The sequence below is a fragment of the Pseudomonas cremoricolorata genome, assembly GCF_000759535.1.
Taxonomy (GTDB): domain Bacteria; phylum Pseudomonadota; class Gammaproteobacteria; order Pseudomonadales; family Pseudomonadaceae; genus Aquipseudomonas; species Aquipseudomonas cremoricolorata_A.
Genome location: NZ_CP009455.1, coordinates 3,068,825 through 3,086,921, shown reverse-complemented (window position 1 = coordinate 3,086,921; position 18,097 = coordinate 3,068,825). Strand labels below are relative to the sequence as shown.

15 protein-coding genes and 3 pseudogenes are annotated in these 18,097 nt (G+C 64.7%); 6 read left to right on the top strand and 12 right to left on the bottom strand.

The features are described from left to right. Nucleotides 1-27: 27 nt before the first annotated feature. From LK03_RS13850 to LK03_RS13835, 4 genes are all read right to left on the bottom strand, one after another. Nucleotides 28-636 carry an START domain-containing protein gene (locus LK03_RS13850; protein WP_038412947.1) on the bottom strand — a complete coding sequence of 203 codons (609 nt, stop codon included), beginning with the start codon at nucleotides 634-636 and terminating at the stop codon, nucleotides 28-30. A gap of 33 nt (nucleotides 637-669) precedes the next feature. Next, nucleotides 670-924, bottom strand: a complete 255-nt coding sequence (locus LK03_RS13845; protein WP_038412946.1) for a YkgJ family cysteine cluster protein — start codon at nucleotides 922-924, stop codon at nucleotides 670-672. Nucleotides 925-1,054: 130 nt separating this feature from the next. Next, nucleotides 1,055-1,540 (bottom strand): hypothetical protein, encoded by a 486-nt coding sequence (locus LK03_RS13840; protein ID WP_038412945.1) that lies wholly within the window; start codon nucleotides 1,538-1,540, stop codon nucleotides 1,055-1,057. Nucleotides 1,541-1,601: 61 nt separating this feature from the next. After that, nucleotides 1,602-3,044, bottom strand: a complete 1,443-nt coding sequence (locus tag LK03_RS13835; RefSeq protein WP_028693901.1) for a PLP-dependent aminotransferase family protein — start codon at nucleotides 3,042-3,044, stop codon at nucleotides 1,602-1,604. Between the two features lie 229 nt (nucleotides 3,045-3,273). On the opposite strand from LK03_RS13835, the pseudogene LK03_RS22890 reads away from it, so the two are divergent. The 5 genes and pseudogenes from LK03_RS22890 to LK03_RS22875 all read left to right on the top strand — a co-directional run. Then, nucleotides 3,274-4,353 (top strand): annotated as a pseudogene (locus LK03_RS22890) (HAMP domain-containing protein); the annotation flags it as partial. Nucleotides 4,354-4,470: 117 nt separating this feature from the next. Then, on the top strand, nucleotides 4,471-5,211 hold the full coding sequence (locus LK03_RS22885) for a methyl-accepting chemotaxis protein (protein WP_430962082.1): 741 nt from the start codon (nucleotides 4,471-4,473) through the stop codon (nucleotides 5,209-5,211). A 162-nt stretch (nucleotides 5,212-5,373) separates the two neighbouring features. Next, the gene (locus LK03_RS13825; RefSeq protein WP_038412942.1) at nucleotides 5,374-6,159 is read left to right on the top strand and encodes a sulfite exporter TauE/SafE family protein; all 786 of its coding nucleotides are present in this window, start codon (nucleotides 5,374-5,376) and stop codon (nucleotides 6,157-6,159) included. A 184-nt stretch (nucleotides 6,160-6,343) separates the two neighbouring features. Then, nucleotides 6,344-7,429: pseudogene (locus LK03_RS22880) on the top strand (cache domain-containing protein); the annotation flags it as partial. 75 nt (nucleotides 7,430-7,504) lie between these two features. Next, complete coding sequence (locus tag LK03_RS22875) at nucleotides 7,505-8,284, top strand: methyl-accepting chemotaxis protein (protein WP_430962081.1); 780 nt, start codon at nucleotides 7,505-7,507, stop codon at nucleotides 8,282-8,284. A gap of 54 nt (nucleotides 8,285-8,338) precedes the next feature. Here LK03_RS22875 and LK03_RS13815 read toward each other — a convergent pair whose 3' ends face one another. From LK03_RS13815 to LK03_RS13780, 8 genes and pseudogenes are all read right to left on the bottom strand, one after another. Continuing rightward, complete coding sequence (locus tag LK03_RS13815; RefSeq protein WP_038412940.1) at nucleotides 8,339-8,551, bottom strand: formate dehydrogenase subunit delta; 213 nt, start codon at nucleotides 8,549-8,551, stop codon at nucleotides 8,339-8,341. Then, nucleotides 8,548-11,433: a formate dehydrogenase subunit alpha gene (gene fdhF, locus LK03_RS13810; RefSeq protein ID WP_038412939.1), complete on the bottom strand. Its 2,886-nt coding sequence runs from the start codon at nucleotides 11,431-11,433 to the stop codon at nucleotides 8,548-8,550. The genes LK03_RS13815 and fdhF overlap by 4 nt, the downstream gene beginning before the upstream one ends. Continuing rightward, nucleotides 11,430-12,980, bottom strand: coding sequence for a formate dehydrogenase beta subunit (locus tag LK03_RS13805; RefSeq protein WP_038412938.1), 1,551 nt, complete (start codon nucleotides 12,978-12,980; stop codon nucleotides 11,430-11,432). The genes fdhF and LK03_RS13805 overlap by 4 nt, the downstream gene beginning before the upstream one ends. Further along, nucleotides 12,977-13,458, bottom strand: a pseudogene (locus LK03_RS13800) (formate dehydrogenase subunit gamma). Before LK03_RS13800 ends, LK03_RS13805 begins: the two are co-directional and overlap by 4 nt. A 430-nt stretch (nucleotides 13,459-13,888) precedes the next feature. Then, entirely contained in the window at nucleotides 13,889-14,326 is a 438-nt protein-coding gene (locus LK03_RS13795; protein WP_038412937.1) for a GNAT family N-acetyltransferase, read from the bottom strand. A 206-nt stretch (nucleotides 14,327-14,532) separates the two neighbouring features. Beyond that, nucleotides 14,533-15,411 carry a glyoxalase III HchA gene (gene hchA, locus LK03_RS13790; protein ID WP_038412935.1) on the bottom strand — a complete coding sequence of 293 codons (879 nt, stop codon included), beginning with the start codon at nucleotides 15,409-15,411 and terminating at the stop codon, nucleotides 14,533-14,535. Nucleotides 15,412-15,522: 111 nt separating this feature from the next. Continuing rightward, on the bottom strand, nucleotides 15,523-16,794 hold the full coding sequence (gene umuC, locus LK03_RS13785) for a translesion error-prone DNA polymerase V subunit UmuC (RefSeq protein ID WP_038412933.1): 1,272 nt from the start codon (nucleotides 16,792-16,794) through the stop codon (nucleotides 15,523-15,525). After that, nucleotides 16,784-17,212 carry a LexA family protein gene (locus LK03_RS13780; RefSeq protein ID WP_038412932.1) on the bottom strand — a complete coding sequence of 143 codons (429 nt, stop codon included), beginning with the start codon at nucleotides 17,210-17,212 and terminating at the stop codon, nucleotides 16,784-16,786. Before LK03_RS13780 ends, umuC begins: the two co-directional genes overlap by 11 nt. A gap of 104 nt (nucleotides 17,213-17,316) precedes the next feature. Here LK03_RS13780 and LK03_RS13775 point away from each other — a divergent pair, with 104 nt between their 5' ends. Then, nucleotides 17,317-18,012: an SOS response-associated peptidase family protein gene (locus tag LK03_RS13775; RefSeq protein ID WP_038412931.1), complete on the top strand. Its 696-nt coding sequence runs from the start codon at nucleotides 17,317-17,319 to the stop codon at nucleotides 18,010-18,012. Nucleotides 18,013-18,097: the final 85 nt, after the last annotated feature.

The following is an 18,097-nucleotide window of genomic DNA, read 5'->3' as shown; positions in this document are numbered from 1 at the left end:
CCGGTTTTTTTATGGGCAGTTCGCCGTTTATTTACCGCCTTCGACCTTGGCGCGCAGTTGCTTGAGGGTATTGAACGGCGCATCGACCACGAACTTGTTGGCCACCAGCGCCGGTACACTGCCGCCCGGCTCGGTGTGCACCTGGTAGATCACCTGGGTGTTATCGCCCTGCGGCGCGAACTTCCAGAACCCCTCGACCTCGGCGACACGCACGAAGCCCTTCTCTTCTGGCAGGTAGTCGGACGCTTCCTCGAAGGCGCGCGTGACGCTGCCATCAGCGGCGCGCGAGGTGGTGATGTGCAGCACCGAATCACGCGGGGTCACCGGCCATGGCGTGTTGAACTGGGTGTAGGTCCAGGCCTGATCGCCTTCGTGCTTGAGCAGCTTCTGCAATTTGCACTCGTGAATCCAGGTGCAGGCAGCGGTCACGTTCTCCTGCTCGGCGACGACCTTGGCCAATGGCGCCTTGATCAGCGTTTCGCCTCGATAGGCCTTGTACTTGGAGCCGGCGACATCACTGAGCGACACCTTGATGCCGTCCTCGTCCTTCTTCACCTCCCAGTTCTCGGCCTGGGCCAGGGGTGCCAGCAGTACGCTGACGCTCAGCAGCAGTGCAATGCGTTTCACTGATCTCATCGTGTTGTTCCTTGTTGTCGAAGATCTACCCGCTTACGCCGCGGTCATCCGCTCCAGCCAGCCAATGAGCCTGATCGCCTCGTCTCGATCGCTGCCGCATACGTCCACCTCAGCCTTGAAGCCGCCGCATACCGCCGGCCTTTGCGGCTGACCGAACAACTGACAGAGGTTCTGCGCCGAAAGGTGCAGGCAACGCTCCCCTGCCGGCTTGCCCTCGGGCATGCCGGGGATGGCGGAACTAATGGAAGGGGCGATGCAGCAGGCGCCACAGCCCTCACGGCATTTCATCGAAACCTGAACTCCTGGAGTGGAAACGGGACGTGCGTCCCCGGATAGTAGCTGGGCAAACAGCCGTTTGAAATCGCCTGGGGCAAATGACTGCCAAGTCAGTTCGGCGCCCTGACCTGCGGCCGGTCGATCATTGCTTGAATTCGAACTCGATGGCTGCGCCTTCCAGGTCGCGACGCGACTCGTTGCGCAACTGCAGCTGCATTTCGTTGCTGATCAGACGACCATTGAGCTGGAAGTTGCTGTCGCTGCCGCCCGGGGTATCGGGGAACATGGCAGGCAGCAGCGGGGTGTGCGCCACGGGCGAGGAGTCGAGCTCAGGCTTGAGGTCCTTGACCATGTCCTTGGGCAGGCTCAGGTCGATCTTGGTCGCCGGCACCGGCTGGGTGACCGCCTTGCTGACGGGCTTCTTGGCGACCGGCTTGCGCGAACTATTGCTCTTGCGGGCCGGCGTCTTGGCTGACGCCGCCGGCTTGGCCTTGGACATGCCCGTGGCTGGCGCAGACTGCACAGCCGCACTGCCCCGATCACTGGGCTGCGCGGCCTGCACGAGACCAGCCAGCGAGCTGAACGCCGAAAAACCCACCAGCAAGGCAATGCAACGTAGCGTTTTCATGGTCACCCGCAGCACGATAGCAAAGTGCCTATGCTCCATCTTCGCGCCTCCGCTGGCAAGCCTAGGCGACGGCGCCCGTCGTCTCCTTGCACAGCTGCAATGCAAGCAGCCCCAGCGTGATCAGCGCCCGCTCCGATTCCTTGTTCCACGGAATGCCGCAATTGATGCGAATACAGTGGTTGAACTGCTCGGTATTGCTGAAGATCAGCCCCGGCGCGATGCTGATGCCCTGTTCCAGCGCACGCACATGCAATTCCTGGGTATTGACCCGTCCCGGCAAACTCACCCACAGAATGAAACCGCCCGTTGGCCGGGTCATTTGCGTGCCTTCCGGGAAGTGCTGCTGCACCGCCAGTTGGTAGGCGCTGAGGTTCTTGCGGTATTCCTGGCGGATGTAGCGCAGGTGGCGGTCGTAGCCGCCGTTTTCCAGGTAAGAGGCCACCGCCATCTGCGTGACGCTGCAGGCCGAGTGGGTGGTGAAGGTTTGCAGGCGCTGCACTTCATCCTGATAGCGCCCGGGAATCATCCAGCCCACCCGCACCCCGGGCGACAAGGTCTTGGAGAAACTCGAGCAGTAGATCACCCGGTCGAGCCGGTCGAAGGCCTTGAGCGCCTTGCTGCGACCCTGCTCGAACATCAGCTCGCCGTAGATATCGTCCTCGACGATCTGGATGTCGAAATCCGAGGCCAGGCGCAGCAGCTGCTTCTGCCGCTCTTCCGGGATGGTGCCGCCCAGTGGGTTGCTCAGCCGCGCAGTCAGTACCAGCGCCTTGATCGACCACTGATTGGCCGCCAGCTGCAGCGCTTCCAGGCTGATGCCGGTGGAGGGGTCACTGGGGATTTCGATGACCTTGAGCCCCAGCAGATCGGCCAGTTGCAGCAACCCGTAGTAGGTCGGCGACTCGGCGGCGATCAGGTCGCCCGGACGGGTCAGCACGCGCAAGGCCATCTGCAGGGCGTCGACGCAACCATGGGTAACCACCACCTCGCGGGGGTCGACCAGCACGCCAGCGTCGCGCATGCGAATGGCGATCTGCCGCCGCAAGGGTTCGAACCCGGGGCTGAACATATAGCTGAAGGCCCGCGGACTGTGGAAGCGGGTGACCTTCGCCAACTGCTGGTGCAGTGCCCGCACCGGAAGATAATCGACATTCGGCACCGCCGCGCCGAAGGCATACACGCCGTCGCGCCGAGCTTCGGCCAACACCTGCTGGATAATGCTGGCACGGGTGACCAGGCCGGGGCGTTCGACCCGGGCGATGTCGGGGGTCTGTGCGGTCAGCGCCGGGGTCTGGTGGACGTAGTAGCCCGATTGCGGCCGCGCGCGAATCAGGCCTTGGTCTTCGAGGTTGGCGTAGGCCTGCAACACCGTGGCATGGCTGACATTGAGCTGGGCGCTCATCTTGCGCACTGAAGGCACGCGCTCGCCTGGCTGGTAGACGCCACGGCGAATGTCTTCGGCCAGTTGCTGGGCGATTTTCTGGTACAGCAGCAGGTTGGTCATGGCAGGTTCTCGAAGCGCAGGTGTCGTTGTTCTTGTGACGAAGAGCCTGGAAAGATTACCGGAACAGTTGCGAAGTGTACGGGAACAGATAGGAGATTACCTCTGCTTTGTACGGCATGCCCACCGCTGCTCGGGCGCAGACCGTTCGTCGTCCATTGGGAAAGATTAGTGCGCCAACCTTTTAAAGAAACCCGTCCGGTGCCGATACCTGTTCTGACAGGTTTCGTTCATGCGCCGCGGCGCATGGCAACCTCCCCTTCCCATGGCTAGGTCTGGAAACATGAACCTGAAGTTTCGCCACAAGATTCTCCTGAGCGCCTGCGCAGTGGTCGTGCTCGCATTCGCCTTGTTCACGCTCTACAACGACTACCTGCAACGCAGCACCATCACCCAGAACCTGGAGTCATCCATGCAGCAGTCTGGCGAGCTGACCGCCAGCAGCGTGCAGAACTGGATGAGCGGACGCATTCTGGTGCTGGAAAACCTCGCCCAGGACATCGCCCAGCAGAATGCTGGCGACACCCTGCCGGGCCTGGTCGATCAGCCTTCCTACACCAGCAACTTCCTGTTCACCTACTTTGGTCAGAACAACGGGGTGTTCACCCAGCGTCCCGACGTGTCGATGCCGTCTGACTACGATCCACGCAAGCGGCCGTGGTACAGCGCCGCCGCCAGTGCCGGGCAGACCGTGCTGACGCCGCCCTACATGGGCGCAGTCGGCGGGATGGTGGTGACCATCGCCACCCCGGTGAAGAGCCGCAGCAACGGCGAACTGCTCGGCGTGGTCGGTGGTGACCTGACCCTCGATACCCTGGTGGAAATCATCAATTCGGTGGACTTCGGCGGCATCGGCCACGCCTTCCTGGTCGACCGCGAAGGCCAGGTGATCGTCGCTCCGGACAAGACCCTGGTGATGAAGCAGCTCAAGGACATCTACGCCGGCCAGAACCTGGAACTGACCAGCCGCCTGCAGGACGTCACCCTCGATGGCAGCGAGCGATTGATGTCGTTCGCCCCGGTCAACGGCCTGCCATCGGCGCAGTGGTATATCGGTCTGTCGATCGACAAGGACAAGGCCTACGCTGCGCTGAGCAAGTTCCGCACTTCGGCGATCATTGCCATGCTCGTGGCCGTGGCCGCCATCGCCGCCCTGCTGAGCCTGCTGATTCCGCTGCTGATGCGCCCGCTGACGGTCATGGGCCGCGCCATGCGTGACATCGCCGACGGCGAAGGCGACCTGACCAAGCGCCTGGAAGTACAGCAGCAGGACGAGTTCGGCGAGGTGGCCAATGCCTTCAACCGCTTCGTCGAGCGTATCCACACCTCGATCCGCGAAGTCGCCTCGGCCACCCGCCAGGTGCATGACCTGTCCGAGCAAGTGGTGGGCGCCTCGAACGCCTCGATCACCGGCTCCGAAGAGCAGAGCATGCGCACCAACAGCGTCGCGGCGGCGATCAACCAGCTCGGCGCCGCCACCCAGGAAATCGCCCGCAACGCCGCCGACGCCTCGCAGCATGCCAGCGGTGCCAGCGAGCAGGCCAACGACGGCCGCAAGGTGGTCGACGACGCCATCGGCGCAATGACCAGCCTGTCGCAGAAGATCAGCGAATCGTGCCAGCAGATCGAAGTGCTCAACGCCAGCACCGACGAAATCGGCAAGATTCTCGACGTGATCAAGGGCATCTCCCAGCAGACCAACCTGCTGGCGCTCAACGCCGCCATCGAAGCCGCGCGCGCCGGGGAAGCCGGACGTGGTTTCGCCGTGGTCGCCGATGAAGTGCGCAACCTGGCCCACCGCACCCAGGAATCGGCCGAAGAAATCCACCGCATGATCACCAGCCTGCAAGTCGGCTCACGCGAGGCAGTGCACACCATGCATACCAGCCAAGTGTCCAGCGAGCAGACCGTGCAGGTCGCCAACCAGGCGGGCGAGCGCCTGGCCAGCGTGACCCAGCGCATCGGTGAAATCGACGGCATGAACCAGTCCGTGGCCACCGCCACCGAAGAGCAGACCGCCGTGGTCGAGAGCCTCAACCTGGACATCACCCAGATCAACGCCCTCAATCAGCAAGGGGTGGAAAACCTCAACGAAACCCTGCGCCATTGCGACGCGTTGAGCCAACAGGCGGGGCGCCTCAAGCAACTGGTCGGCAGCTTCGGCATCTGACCGACGACGGGGCTGGCCTGCCAGCCCCGCTTCGGCGGCCGACAAAGACCCCATGGAAAGTACCTGTTATAAGCTCATAACCAACAAGTCTATTTAGCTATAAAAAAATCTATATGCTGGCTGCCATCCGATAACGGGCACAGCTGGACGATTGAGTAGCGTATGGATGTAGGTTCTTTCGGTTTCACCATTGCAGGGCTGATCGTAGGTTTCATCGTCGGCATGACCGGCGTCGGCGGCGGTTCACTGATGACCCCGATCCTGCTCTGGTTCGGCATCAACCCCGCAACCGCAGTGGGCACTGACCTGCTCTACGCCGCCATCACCAAGGCCAGTGGCGTCTGGGTCCATGGCCGCAACAAGAACATCGACTGGAAGATCACCGGCTGGCTGAGCCTGGGCAGCGTGCCTGCCGCAGCCCTGACGCTGTGGTTCCTAAGTACCCTGCACGCCGACACCTCGGCGCTCAACGCCATCATCAAGCAAGGCCTGGCGGTGGTACTGATCCTCACCGCGCTGGCGATCCTGTTCAAATCCCGTCTGCAAGCCTTCGCCAATCGCCACGCCGGCGATCACTACCACCTGAGCGACCGCACCCTGAACATCCTCACCGTGATCACCGGTGTGGTGCTCGGCATCATGGTCACCCTGACCTCCATCGGCGCCGGCGCGCTGGGCACGGTGGCGCTGTTCCTGCTCTATCCATTCCTGGTCACCCGCCGCCTGGTGGGCACGGAAATCGCCCACGCCGTGCCGCTGACCCTGGTCGCAGGCCTAGGCCACGCCAGCATGGGCAACATGGACTGGTCGCTGCTCGGCTATCTGCTGCTCGGCTCGCTGCCGGGTATCTACCTGGGTAGCCACCTCACCGGGCGTATCTCTGACGCGGTGCTGCGCCCGTGCCTGGCCGGCATGCTGTTGCTGATCGGCTGCAAGCTGGCCTTCTGAAGCCGCTTTTGCACTACCCGGCTCGGCGCGGCCGGGTAGCTAGACCGCCCCATGCGCCACAATCGAAATTAAAGTTGTACACACATCCTCGCCTAATGTTTACCAACACGCCGCCGACACAGTGACGATGGCAACGAGCCATCACCCATGGCTCTTTCGCCCACTGCACGGATGACGTGTCACGATGAAAATAAAAAGCAAACTGATCCTCGCCTTCGTCCTTGTCGCCCTAATCCCCGTAAGCCTGGTGGCGGTGATCTCGGTGCTGAACATCCGTAACCAGGCAGTCGAGCAATTCATCGACGGCAGTACCCGCGAGATTCGCCAGATCGATGGCAACATGCGCCAGTTCTTCGACGCCACGGCGCAGAACGTCGAACAGATGGCGGCCGATCCCACCTACACTTCGGTCACCACGCTCAAGGACTACCGCAAGGCTGACGCTGCCAGCCAGCTCCTGCCCGCCGAGGCGCAGCGGGTGATCGAACAGTTCGCCCGCTACGGCGCCAGCCACCCGGCGGCGGCGATCATCTCCATCGGCCTGGAAGATGGCAGCTACGCCAAATGGCCGGACGACCCGCAACTGGCCAGCTACGATCCCCGTGCCCGGCCCTGGTACAAACAGGCCATGGCCAGCCCAGGCAAGACCGTGCGTACCCCGGCCTACTATTACGAGAAAGACGATGTCGCCCTGGTCGGTACCGCGCGCACCTTGCAGGACGCCAACGGCGCCCCCAAGGGCGTGTACGTGGTCAGCGTCTCGCTGAAAAACCTCAGCCAACTGGTCAGCAGCATCAAGCTGGGCGACAGCGGCTACGTCATGCTGATCGAGGACGGTGTGGTGCTGGTCGATCCGCGTGACCCCAGCCACAACTTCAAGCCGCTCAAAAGCCTGGGCGAGCCCTACGCGCAACTGGCCGCCACCGAGCAAGGCTCGACCCAGGTCGACATCGACGGTGTGCGCTACATGGCCAACGTCTGGACTTCGCCAGGCCTGGGCTGGCGCTTCGTCGGCCTGATCGAGGCCAGCGAGGTGATGAGCGCAGCCACCCGCATGACGTGGCTGACGGTGTTCATCGTCGGCGCCCTGGCGCTGTTGTTCGCCGTGCTGGCAGCCGCCTTCGCCCGACTGATCGTGCGGCCCATCGGCCAGGTCAGCAGCGGCCTGCAGGCGATTGCCGAGGGTGAAGGCGACTTGCGTCACGACCTGCACATTCAAGGCAAGGACGAAACTGCCGAACTGGCCGGCTGGTTCAACCAGTTCCTGGCCGCGATCCGCCAGTTGATCCAGCGCATCGGCGCGGCCTCGGACAATCTGCAGGACGCCTCGCGGCTCAACAGCGCAATGGCCGGCAACATGAACGATGCCGCCGGACGCCAGCGCGAGGCCGTCGAGCTGGTGTCCACCGCCTTCAACGAGATGGTCGCCACCGCCAATGAGGTGGCGCGCTCGTGCAGCAGCGCGGCCAATGCCGCAGAGAGCGGCCACCGCCGCGTCGCCGAGGGGCAGCAGCAGATCGATGTCACTACCGACAGCGTCAACCGCCTGGGCGAACGGCTCAGCGAGTCGTCTCAGGCCATGCTTGAGCTGGAAGAAGGCAGCCGCAGCATCAACCAGATACTCGGCACCATCCGTGCCATCGCCGAGCAGACCAACCTGCTCGCGCTGAATGCCGCCATCGAGGCCGCACGGGCCGGCGACCAGGGCCGGGGCTTTGCCGTGGTCGCCGATGAAGTGCGCGCGCTCGCCAAGCGCACGTCTGATTCCACCACTGAAATCGACCAGTTGCTCAACACCCTGGCGAGCAAGACCCACGAAGTATCGAGCAAGATGGACGGCTGCCTGGAGCTGTCGCGCAGCAGCGTCGCCTCCATCGAACGCACCCGCGGCAGTTTCGAGGGCATCCAGCAATCGGTGAACGAGATCCGCGACCAGAACCTGCAGATTTCCGCCGCCGCCGAGCAACAGCACAGCGTCGCCGAAGAGATCAACCGGCACATTCAACAGATCTACGACGAGGCGCAGCAGGTCGAACGCCTGGCCCATGGCGCGCAGAGCGATTCAGGCCGGCTTTCGCAACTGTCCGGCGAACTCGACACCCTGGTCGGGCGTTTCAAGTCCTGACCACGCACAGCACGGGGGCCGCATCAGCGGCCCCCGTGTCGTTCACTCTCCGCCTCAGGCGCTGTGCAGCGCCCTCAGTACCAGCGGATCGAGGTCATTGGCGGCCTCGCCCTTGGCCTTCTCGCTCAACTGCTTGAGCATCGCTGGCGTCCAGAAACTGCGCAGGTGCTGGTTCAGCCCCTGCACCGCCAGCTCGCGATCAGGCTCGCTGTCGAAGTAGTGGGCGATGTGGTTGGCCATCTTCACCAGGTTGTCATGCGTACTCATCGGCGTACCTCGGCTTTTTCCTTGCCTTCGTGTTGACGGCGCTCCTTGAGCAGACGGCGCTGTTCATCGCTGAAGTCCTGATAGCGCTTCTGCCATTCGGAGGGGTGGAAGACTTTCGCCACCTCAACCGCCGTGACTTTGTATTCCGGGCAGTTGGTCGCCCAGTCGGAGTTGTCGGTGGTGATCACGTTAGCCCCTGATTCAGGGAAGTGGAACGTGGTGTAGACCACCCCCGGTGCCACCCGCGGACTGACCATCGCACGCAGCACGGTCTGGCCCGAACGGCTGCCGATGCCCACCCAGTCACCATCATTGATGCCGCGGCTTTCGGCATCGCTTGGGTGGATTTCCAGGCGGTCTTCGGCGTGCCAGGCGTTGTTGCCGGTGCGCCGGGTCTGCGCGCCAACGTTGTACTGGCTCAGAATTCGCCCGGTGGTCAGCAGCAACGGATAGCGGCTGTTGACCTTCTCGTCGGTGGGCACGTAGCCGGTGAGCATGAAGCGGCCCTTGCCGCGCACGAAGTGGTCGATGTGCATGGTCGGGGTGCCGTCCGGCGCCGCCTCGTTGCACGGCCATTGCAGGCTGCCATGGCGCTCCAGCTCGGCATAGCTGACGTTGTGGAAGCTCGGTGTCAGGCGTGCGATCTCATCCATGATTTCAGAGGGATGGCGGTAGTCCATCTTGTAGCCCAGGGCATTGGCCAGGGCCATAGTGCCTTCCCAGTCGGCCTTGCCGGCCATCGGGTCCATCACCTTGCGCACCCGCGAAATGCGCCGCTCGGCGTTGGTGAAGGTGCCGTCCTTCTCGAGGAACGAGCTGCCCGGCAGGAATACGTGGGCGAACTTGGCGGTTTCGTTGAGGAAGATGTCCTGAACGATCACGCACTCCATGGCCAGCAGCGCTGCGGTAACGTGCTGGGTGTTGGGGTCGCTCTGGGCGATGTCCTCACCTTGGCAGTACAGCGCCTTGAAGCTGCCATCGAGGGCCGCCTCGAACATGTTGGGAATGCGCAGGCCCGGATCAGGTTGCAGGGTCACGCCCCAGGCCTGTTCGAACTCGGCGCGCACGCCTTCGTTGGAGATATGCCGGTAGCCTGGCAGTTCATGGGGGAACGAGCCCATGTCGCAGGAACCCTGCACGTTGTTCTGCCCGCGCAGCGGGTTGACCCCTACCCCTTCGCGGCCGATGTTGCCGGTAGCCATGGCCAGGTTGGCGATGCCCATTACCGAGGTACTGCCCTGGCTGTGCTCGGTGACGCCCAGGCCGTAGTAGATCGCCGCGTTGCCACCGGTGGCGTACAGCCGGGCGGCGGCGCGAATTTGCTCGGCCGGCACGCCGCAAGTCGGGCCAAGCACTTCCGGCGCATGCTCAGGCAGCGCAACGAACTCGCGCCAGCGGTCGAAGGCCTCGGTTTCGCAGCGCTGGTCGACGAAGTCCTGGCGCACCAGGCCCTCGGTGACGATGACGTGGGCCAGGGCATTGAGCATGGCCACGTTGGTGCCCGGACGCAGTTGCAGGTGCAGTTCGGCGCGGGCGTGGGGCGAATCGACCAGGTCGATGCGTCGTGGGTCGATGACGATCAGCCGCGCACCCTGACGCAGGCGGCGCTTGAGCTGCGAGCCGAACACCGGGTGGGCGTCGGTGGGGTTGGCGCCGATCACCAGGATCACGTCGGCCTTCATCACCGAGTCGAAGCTCTGGGTGCCAGCCGACTCGCCTAGGGTCTGCTTGAGGCCATAGCCGGTCGGCGAGTGGCACACGCGGGCGCAGGTGTCGACGTTGTTGTTGCCGAAGGCGGTGCGCACCAGCTTCTGCACCAGGTAGGCCTCTTCGTTGGTGCAACGGCTGGAGGTGATGCCGCCGATCGAATCACGCCCGTACTTGAGCTGGATGCGCCGCAGTTCGCTGGCGGCATAGGTCACCGCCTCGTCCCAGCTGACTTCCTGCCATGGGTCTTCCAGGCGCTTGCGGATCATTGGCTTGGTGATGCGGTCGGGGTGGGTGGCGTAGCCCCAGGCGAAACGGCCCTTGACGCAAGCGTGGCCGTGGTTGGCGCCGCCGTTCTTGTCCGGGACCATGCGCACCAGTTGGTCGCCCTTCATCTCGGCGCGGAACGAGCAGCCAACGCCGCAATAGGCGCAGGTGGTGATCACCGCACGCTCGGGTTGGCCCAGTTGCACCAGGCTCTTTTCGGTCAGGGTGGCGGTTGGGCAGGCCTGCACGCAGGCGCCGCAGGACACGCACTCGGAGCTGAGGAAATCGTCACCACCGGCAGGCGCAACGCGCGATTCGAAGCCGCGACCACTGATGGTCAGGGCGAACGTGCCCTGGATGTCTTCGCAGGCGCGCACGCAGCGGCTGCAGACAATGCACTTGCTCGGCTCGTAGTCGAAGTACGGGTTGGAAACGTCCTTGGCCTCGCTCAGGTGGTTCTCACCCTCGTAGCCGTAACGCACCTCACGCAGGCCGACCTGGCCGGCCACGGTCTGCAGTTCACAATTGCCGTTGGCCGAGCAGGTCAGGCAGTCCAGTGGGTGGTCGGAGATGTACAGCTCCATGACGTTGCGACGCAAGTCGGCCAGGCGGCTGGTTTGCGTGCGCACCACCATGCCCTCGTTGACCGGCGTGGTGCACGAGGCCGGATAGCCGCGCATTCCGTCGATTTCGACCATGCACATGCGGCACGAGCCAAAGGCTTCCAGGCTGTCGGTGGCGCACAGTTTGGGAATGGTGGTGCCCATCAGCGCAGCGGCGCGCATCACCGAGGTGCCGGCCGGTACGCTGATGCTGCGACCGTCGATAACCAAAGTGACCTGCACGGCGTTGTCGCGTGCCGGGGTGCCCAGGTCGATATCACTCGCGGGATCGAAGTGGTTGATCATTGCGCGGCCTCCTGAGTGGCCAGACCGAAGTCAGCGGGGAAATGCTTGAGGGCGCTGGCGACCGGGTAGGCGGTCATGCCGCCCATGGCGCACAGCGAGCCGTACTGCATGGTGTCGCACAGATCGCGCAGCAGGTTGGCGTGGTCTTCACGCTCACCGGCATCGGTACTGGCGATGATGCGGTCGACCACCTCGATGCCGCGGGTCGAACCGATCCGGCACGGGGTGCACTTGCCGCAGGATTCCTCGGCGCAGAACTGCATGGCAAAGCGCGCCATGCCCGCCAGGTTGAGGGTGTCGTCCGCCACCACCACCCCGCCGTGCCCCAGCATCGCGCCAATCGCGGCAAAGGCTTCGTAATCGAGCGGGGTGTCGAAGTGTTCCGGCGGCACCCAGGCGCCGAGCGGGCCGCCCACCTGCGCGGCCTTCAGCGGCCGGCCACTGGCGGTGCCGCCGCCATAGCCTTCCACCAGCTCGCGCAGGGTCAGGCCGAAGGCGCGCTCGACCAGCCCGCCCTGGCGCACGTTGCCGGCCAGCTGGAACGGCAAGGTGCCGAGCGAACGGCCCATGCCGAAGTCGCGGTAGTACTGCGCGCCGCGGGCCATGATGATCGGCACCGAGGCCAGGGTGAGCACGTTGTGCACCAGCGTCGGCAGGCCGAACAGGCCCTCCAGCGCTGGCAGCGGCGGCTTGGCGCGAACGATGCCGCGCTTGCCCTCCAGTGATTCGAGCAGTGCGGTTTCTTCACCGCAGATGTAGGCGCCGGCACCGACCCGCACCTCCAGGTCGAAGGCCACGCCACTGCCGGTGCTGTCCAGGTAGCCGGCTTCGCGGGCGATGATGATCGCCTCGTTCAGCGCGGCGATGGCGTCCGGGTACTCCGAGCGCACATAGATGTAGCCCATGCTGGCACCGACGGCCAGGCCGGCGATGAGCATGCCTTCGATCAGCAGGAACGGGTCGCCTTCCATCAGCATGCGGTCGGCGAAGGTGCCGGAGTCGCCTTCATCGGCATTGCAGACGATGTACTTCTGCGCAGCTTGCGCTTCGCGCACGGTGCGCCACTTGATGCCGGCCGGGAACGCCGCGCCGCCACGGCCACGCAGCCCGGAATCGAGCACCTCGGTGACCACCTGCTCGGTGGGCATCAACGCGGCTTTGGCCAGGCCCTCGAAGCCGCCGTTGGCGCGGTAATCGTCCAGCGAAGTGGGCCGGGTGATGCCTGCGCGGGCGAACAGCAGGCGCTGCTGGCTTTTCAGGTAGGGCATTTCTTCGACCAGGCCCAGGGCCTGGGGATGCTCGTTGCCGGCGGCGCCCAAGGCATCGAGCAGGCCGGCAGCATCGCGCGAATCGATCGGACCGAAGCCCAGCCGGCCCTGCTCGCTGTCGATTTCCACCAGCGGCTCGAGCCAGTACAGGCCACGCGAGCTGGTGCGCTGGATGTCCAGCGTCACCTGACGGCGCTCGGCTTCACGCAGCAGCGCCTCGACCAGATCGTCGGCGCCCACCGCGCGGGCCAGGGAATCACAGGAAATGAACAGTTTCATGCCGTCACCTCCGTCATGCAGCCAGCGACCAGCTCGCGCAGGCGCTCGGGGGTCAGCCGCGCATGCAGCTTGCCGTCCAGCTCCAGCGCCGGCGAGCAGGCGCAGGCGCCCAGGCAGTACACCGGACGCAGGCTCAGCGCCCCGTCGGCGGTGGTGCCGTGGTCGTCCACCCCCAACTGCTCGCGCACCTGCGCGGCCAGCGCCTCGGCGCCGCGGCTGCGGCACGATTCGGCCTGGCACAGGCGCAGGGTGTGGCGTGCCGGGGGGTGGTGCGGAAATCGTGATAGAAGCTGATCACCCCACGCACCTCGGCCAGGCTCAGGTTCAGCGCATGGGCGATTTCTGGTACGGCGGTGTCAGGCACATAGCCCAGGCCATTCTGAATGGCATGGAGAATGGGCAGCAGCGCGCCAGGCTTGTGGCGTTCGTGCTCCAGGACTTGATGGATCAACGGCAGGTGGTGCAGTTCATCAGGCATACAGCGGACCTCGGCAACCCAGGCGCGTCCACCTCCCGATGGCCGCACACCTGGCGGTGTTCAGCTGCGGCGTACCGGCCCCGTCACGGTCACGTGGATCACGGTCGCCCTCCGTGCCAGCGGCCGGACATCTTGGCGCGCCCAGTCCGATGGCATCCTGAAAGCATGGCACCTTTCTGCGATTACGGTTGTTCGGTGGCGACCAGAGGTGCACCGAAAGCGACCAGATCCGCCTCCTTCGGCTGAAAGTTTTGTGAGAAAAACCTTCATCGCCCTCGCCAGCAGCCACGCCACTCTGTGGGAGCGGACGGTCCGCCGCTGCGGTTCAGCCGCGATGGCCGGCCCCGCCGGCCCACTGCAGTCCACCGACGCCCTTGGCCATCACACCACCCTGACTTGCGCGAAACCTGCGCCAATCCCAGGCAAACCGCTAGCAGCGCACCTTCTCCAACCGCACATCGCCTTGCGCCAACTGCTCGACCACCTGCCACCCAAGCCGACGGTACACCGCACAGGCACGGCTGTCGGCAGCGGTTTCCAGCCAGATGCGCGCATGACGCTGGAACAACTGCTGCTCGGCGGCAGCGATCAGACAGCGACCCAAGCCCTGGCCTTCATACTCAGGCAGCACGAACGCGGCGAACAGGCAGGCCTCTTCATCGTCGACCATGGAGAACCCCACTGGCACCCCCGACACCTCGGCGACCCAGGCACAGGGCCCGGCTTCGATGGCCTCGGCAATGGCAGCCGGGGTGATACCCATTTGCTCCAGCTCGGCCATGGACAGGTGGTTTTCCACCACCCCGGTGCGGATGGCGAAAATCGCTGCAATATCGTCAAGGCGGGCAAGGCGGATCAGCGCTTCCATGCAAGGTCTCGGCAGAGTACGGAAGCCCGGCACACTACCATCCGCCGCGGCAGCCGTCGCGGCACAGTCCCGAGCGCAAAGGGTGGTACAGGGCCGAGGCATGCCGCGACCTGGATCGCACCCGCCTCTGCACCCTTGAAAGGAGCGGCACCTGCGCGGCACCGCTCTCGAACAGGCCAGTGTGGAGCGTGCTTCAGACCACGACCTCAGGCACTCTTGGCGGCCTCGAGCAATGCCTTGGCGGCCAACTTGCCCAGGTTGTTGCCGGCCAGCGGGCTATCGCCGGTCAGCAGCTTGCGGTCCTGGAGCGTGGCGCCGGAAATGTCTTGATTGACGATCTCCACCCCCAGCGCTTGCAGGCGCTCACCAAACTTCCAGGTCAGATGCCCAGGCATATAACCGATGTCCGGAGTCTGCGCGTCCATGGCGTCGGGGAAGGCGCACAGCTTGTAGCCACTGAACGGGAAGCTGGCGCGATCCTTGCCAATGCCAGCGGCCAGCAGCGCAGCCGGGCCATGGCAAAGGGAAATGATGAACTTGTCGTGGGCCATGGCCCAGTCCAGTACGGCCTTGACCGCTTCGCTTTCCGGCAGGCCGATCAATGCGCCATGGCCGCCGGGAATGAACACGCCGATGTAGTCGGAGTCATCGCCCAGCGCCTTGGCCACCACATCGGCCAGTTTGTGCGGCTGGGCGAACTGCGCCCGATACTGCTCGAAAAAGCCTTTGACCTCAGCATCTTCACTGGGCATGGCCCAGTACTCGAACTTCACCGGATTGCCCGATACCGTCGCCACATCGAGGGCAAAACCAGCCCTGTCGAGGTGATATATCGGCAGCAGGGTTTCCACCGGGTGATTGCCGGTGGAGAACAGCGTGCCGTTGTCGGTCGGCAGATACCGCTCGTCAGCGCCGATCACCAACACCTTCCAACGGCCCCCGGTGTAGGGCGCGGGGTAGTCGGCGCCGCCGAGGTCGGATTTGGGCGAGGTGAACTGACTGAGCGAATACGGAGAAGGGAAAAAGGCGTTGTGCTCTGCCGGATCGGGGGTTGGGCGTTTGTCGTCGCTGCGTGAAGTGCTCATGGGGATCTCCAGTGCGAGGGGACGGTGCCGGGTTCGGGCGCCCAGGCGCAATCGAACACGGCAAGGTGCTTTCGACCTGCGCACGACGATACGCGTTCCCGCCCGTGGGTCTCAGCGCACCCGCCACAACTGATCCATGCGCGTGGTGTACGCCTGGCTCATCAGTTCGCGGCGCATCGCCCAATCGGCCACCTGGGGCACGCTGGCGCTGCGCAGTGTTTCGCGACCATAGCGCGCGTTGACCTGGTCGAGCACCGCCATCAGTTGCTCGCTTCTGGCCGACTGCGCAGGCGCGAACAGATCGCCGCTGAACTGCCCAGCAGGGCACAGATCGAGCAACAGCACCTCGGCCTTGCTGTAGCGAAAGCCCGGACGGTAAAGCCGAGTCAGGGCCTGGGTGGCAGCGCGGGTGAGCAGCAGGGTGTCGTTGGTCGGGTACGGCAGCTCGACCAGAGCCGCCTGGGCGTGGTGTTGCTCGTGGGGATTGAAAATGCCGGTGCGGATGCTCACCCGCAGGCGTTTGCACCACGAACCCTGGGCCCGCAGCTTCTGCGCCGCACGGCCGGTGTAGCTGGCCACCGCCTCGCGAATCGGCGCCAGGTGCTCCAGACGCATGCCGAACATTCGGCTGCAGCAGATCTCCTGTTTCGGCGCCTGGGCATCATCCAGCTCCAGGCACGACAGGCCGGCCAGCTCGCGAGCAGTCTTTTCCACCACCACACTGAACTGCTGGCGTAGCAAGCGTGGCTCGGCCAGGGACAGGTCCATGGCAGTGTGAATGCCGAGCACGCGCAGGTGCCGGGAGAGGCGCTTGCCGATACCCCAGACCTCCTCGACCGGTGTCTTGCGCAGGGCCCACTCGCGCTTGAGCGGGTCGGCCAGGTCGACCACGCCGCCGGTACGCTCCTGATGCTGCTTGGCGACATGATTGGCCAGCTTGGCCAGGGTCTTGGTGCTGGCGATGCCGACCCCGACCGGAATGCCGGTGCAGCGCAGCACCTTGGTGCGGATGTGTCGACCCAGCTCGAGCAGATCGCCCGGTACGCCGGTGAGCTCGGCGAAACACTCGTCGATGGAGTACACCTCGCAGGCCGGCACCATCGATTCGATCAGGGTCATCACCCGCTCGCTCATGTCGCCGTACAGGCCGTAGTTCGAGGAAAACGCCACCACGCCATGGCGTTGCAGACGCTCACGGGCCTGGAAGTACGGCTCGCCCATCTTCACGTAAGGCTTGGCGTCGTAGGAGCGGGCGATGATGCAGCCATCGTTGTTGCTCAGCACCACGATCGGCGTGTTGGCAAGGTCGGGGCGAAACACCCGCTCGCAACTGGCATAGAACGAATTGCAGTCGATCAGCGCGAACACGCGTTCACTGGGCATGGTCACGCACGCTGTAGCGCACCACACCCCAGATCACCAGATCATCGCCCTCGCCCACCCGGCGCGGCACGAACGCCGGGTTTTCCGAGTGCAGGCTCAGTTCGTCGGCGCACTGATGCAGGCGTTTGCACATCGGTTCGCCGTTGATCGCGGCGATGACGATATCGCCATGCCTGGCCTGCTTGTCGCGGTCGACGATCAGCAGGTCACCGGAGTGGATACCCGCCCCGCGCATGCTGTCGCCGTCGACCTTGACCAGATACACATGCGGCGCACGCAGGCTGAACAGTTCATCGAGGGAGATTGGCCGGTCGAGGTGGTCGGCGGCCGGCGACGGAAAGCCGGCTGGAATGTGAAAGGCATAGACGGGCAAACGCAGGCGGCCGCCCGTCGGTGGGCCGATGAAGGTGATGGTCATGACGCGAATTCCAGCAGAAACTGTATATGCGTACAGTTAACTGTGCGCACCGCTGCGCCGTCAATCCCGCCGGGCCGCCAGCCGACCAACGCACGAGGTGATGCATGTGTGGCCGCTACTCGCTGTACGAAAGCATGGACTTCTACCTGCGCCAGCTGGCACTGGACCTGGTGGTGATCAACGGCTACGACGATGCGCAGATCAACCGCTACAACGTCGCCCCGCGTAGCCGTGTCGAGGTGATCCGCCAGGTGCCTGGTGGGCTGAGCGTCGATCGCCTGCGCTGGGGCTGGGCGCCGGCCTGGACCACTGGCAAGGGGCCGTTACCCATCAACGCCCGCGCCGAAACGGTGAGCAGCGCGCGTTTTTTCCAGGCCCTATGGCCCCACGGGCGGGCGCTGGCGCCGGCCAATGGCTGGTTCGAGTGGGTGGCTGGGGCTGACGGCAGCGCGCGCAAGCAGCCCTATTTCATCCACGGTGCCGAGGACGAGCCGCTGTTCTTCGCCACGCTGGCAGAGGCGCCCTCCTCGGCCAGCGATACCGAGCGTGACGGCTTCGTCATTCTCACCGCCGCCGCCGACCAGGGGCTGCTGGACATCCACGACCGCAAGCCGCTGGTGCTCGGCCCGGCCCTGGCACGGGAATGGCTCGATCCCAGCACCTCGGCCCAGCGCGCCGAAGCCATCGCCCGCGACGGCTGCCGCGCAGCGGCGGATTTTCGCTGGCATGCCGTAGGTGCGGCGGTGGGCAATGTGCGCAATGAGGGTGAAACGCTGATCGAGCCTGTAGTACTGGCGTAGACCCTGGCAGGCGTGGCCCTGCGCTGGGGCCTCACCCACCTCGGACGCTTCAGCGACGAGTACAAGCAGCGCTTCGGGGAAACCC

Excerpts from the sequence above, each read along its gene's own strand:
- LK03_RS13850 (WP_038412947.1), bottom strand. The coding sequence starts at position 636 with ATGAGATCAGTGAAACGCATTGCACTGCTGCTGAGCGTCAGCGTACTG.
- LK03_RS13845 (WP_038412946.1), bottom strand. The coding sequence starts at position 924 with ATGAAATGCCGTGAGGGCTGTGGCGCCTGCTGCATCGCCCCTTCCATT.
- LK03_RS13840 (WP_038412945.1), bottom strand. The coding sequence starts at position 1,540 with ATGAAAACGCTACGTTGCATTGCCTTGCTGGTGGGTTTTTCGGCGTTC.
- LK03_RS13835 (WP_028693901.1), bottom strand. The coding sequence starts at position 3,044 with ATGACCAACCTGCTGCTGTACCAGAAAATCGCCCAGCAACTGGCCGAA.
- LK03_RS22885 (WP_430962082.1), top strand. The coding sequence starts at position 4,471 with ATGCGCACCAACAGCGTCGCGGCGGCGATCAACCAGCTCGGCGCCGCC.
- LK03_RS13825 (WP_038412942.1), top strand. The coding sequence starts at position 5,374 with ATGGATGTAGGTTCTTTCGGTTTCACCATTGCAGGGCTGATCGTAGGT.
- LK03_RS22875 (WP_430962081.1), top strand. The coding sequence starts at position 7,505 with ATGGCCGGCAACATGAACGATGCCGCCGGACGCCAGCGCGAGGCCGTC.
- LK03_RS13815 (WP_038412940.1), bottom strand. The coding sequence starts at position 8,551 with ATGAGTACGCATGACAACCTGGTGAAGATGGCCAACCACATCGCCCAC.
- fdhF (WP_038412939.1), bottom strand. The coding sequence starts at position 11,433 with ATGATCAACCACTTCGATCCCGCGAGTGATATCGACCTGGGCACCCCG.
- LK03_RS13805 (WP_038412938.1), bottom strand. The coding sequence starts at position 12,980 with ATGAAACTGTTCATTTCCTGTGATTCCCTGGCCCGCGCGGTGGGCGCC.
- LK03_RS13795 (WP_038412937.1), bottom strand. The coding sequence starts at position 14,326 with ATGGAAGCGCTGATCCGCCTTGCCCGCCTTGACGATATTGCAGCGATT.
- hchA (WP_038412935.1), bottom strand. The coding sequence starts at position 15,411 with ATGAGCACTTCACGCAGCGACGACAAACGCCCAACCCCCGATCCGGCA.
- umuC (WP_038412933.1), bottom strand. The coding sequence starts at position 16,794 with ATGCCCAGTGAACGCGTGTTCGCGCTGATCGACTGCAATTCGTTCTAT.
- LK03_RS13780 (WP_038412932.1), bottom strand. The coding sequence starts at position 17,212 with ATGACCATCACCTTCATCGGCCCACCGACGGGCGGCCGCCTGCGTTTG.
- LK03_RS13775 (WP_038412931.1), top strand. The coding sequence starts at position 17,317 with ATGTGTGGCCGCTACTCGCTGTACGAAAGCATGGACTTCTACCTGCGC.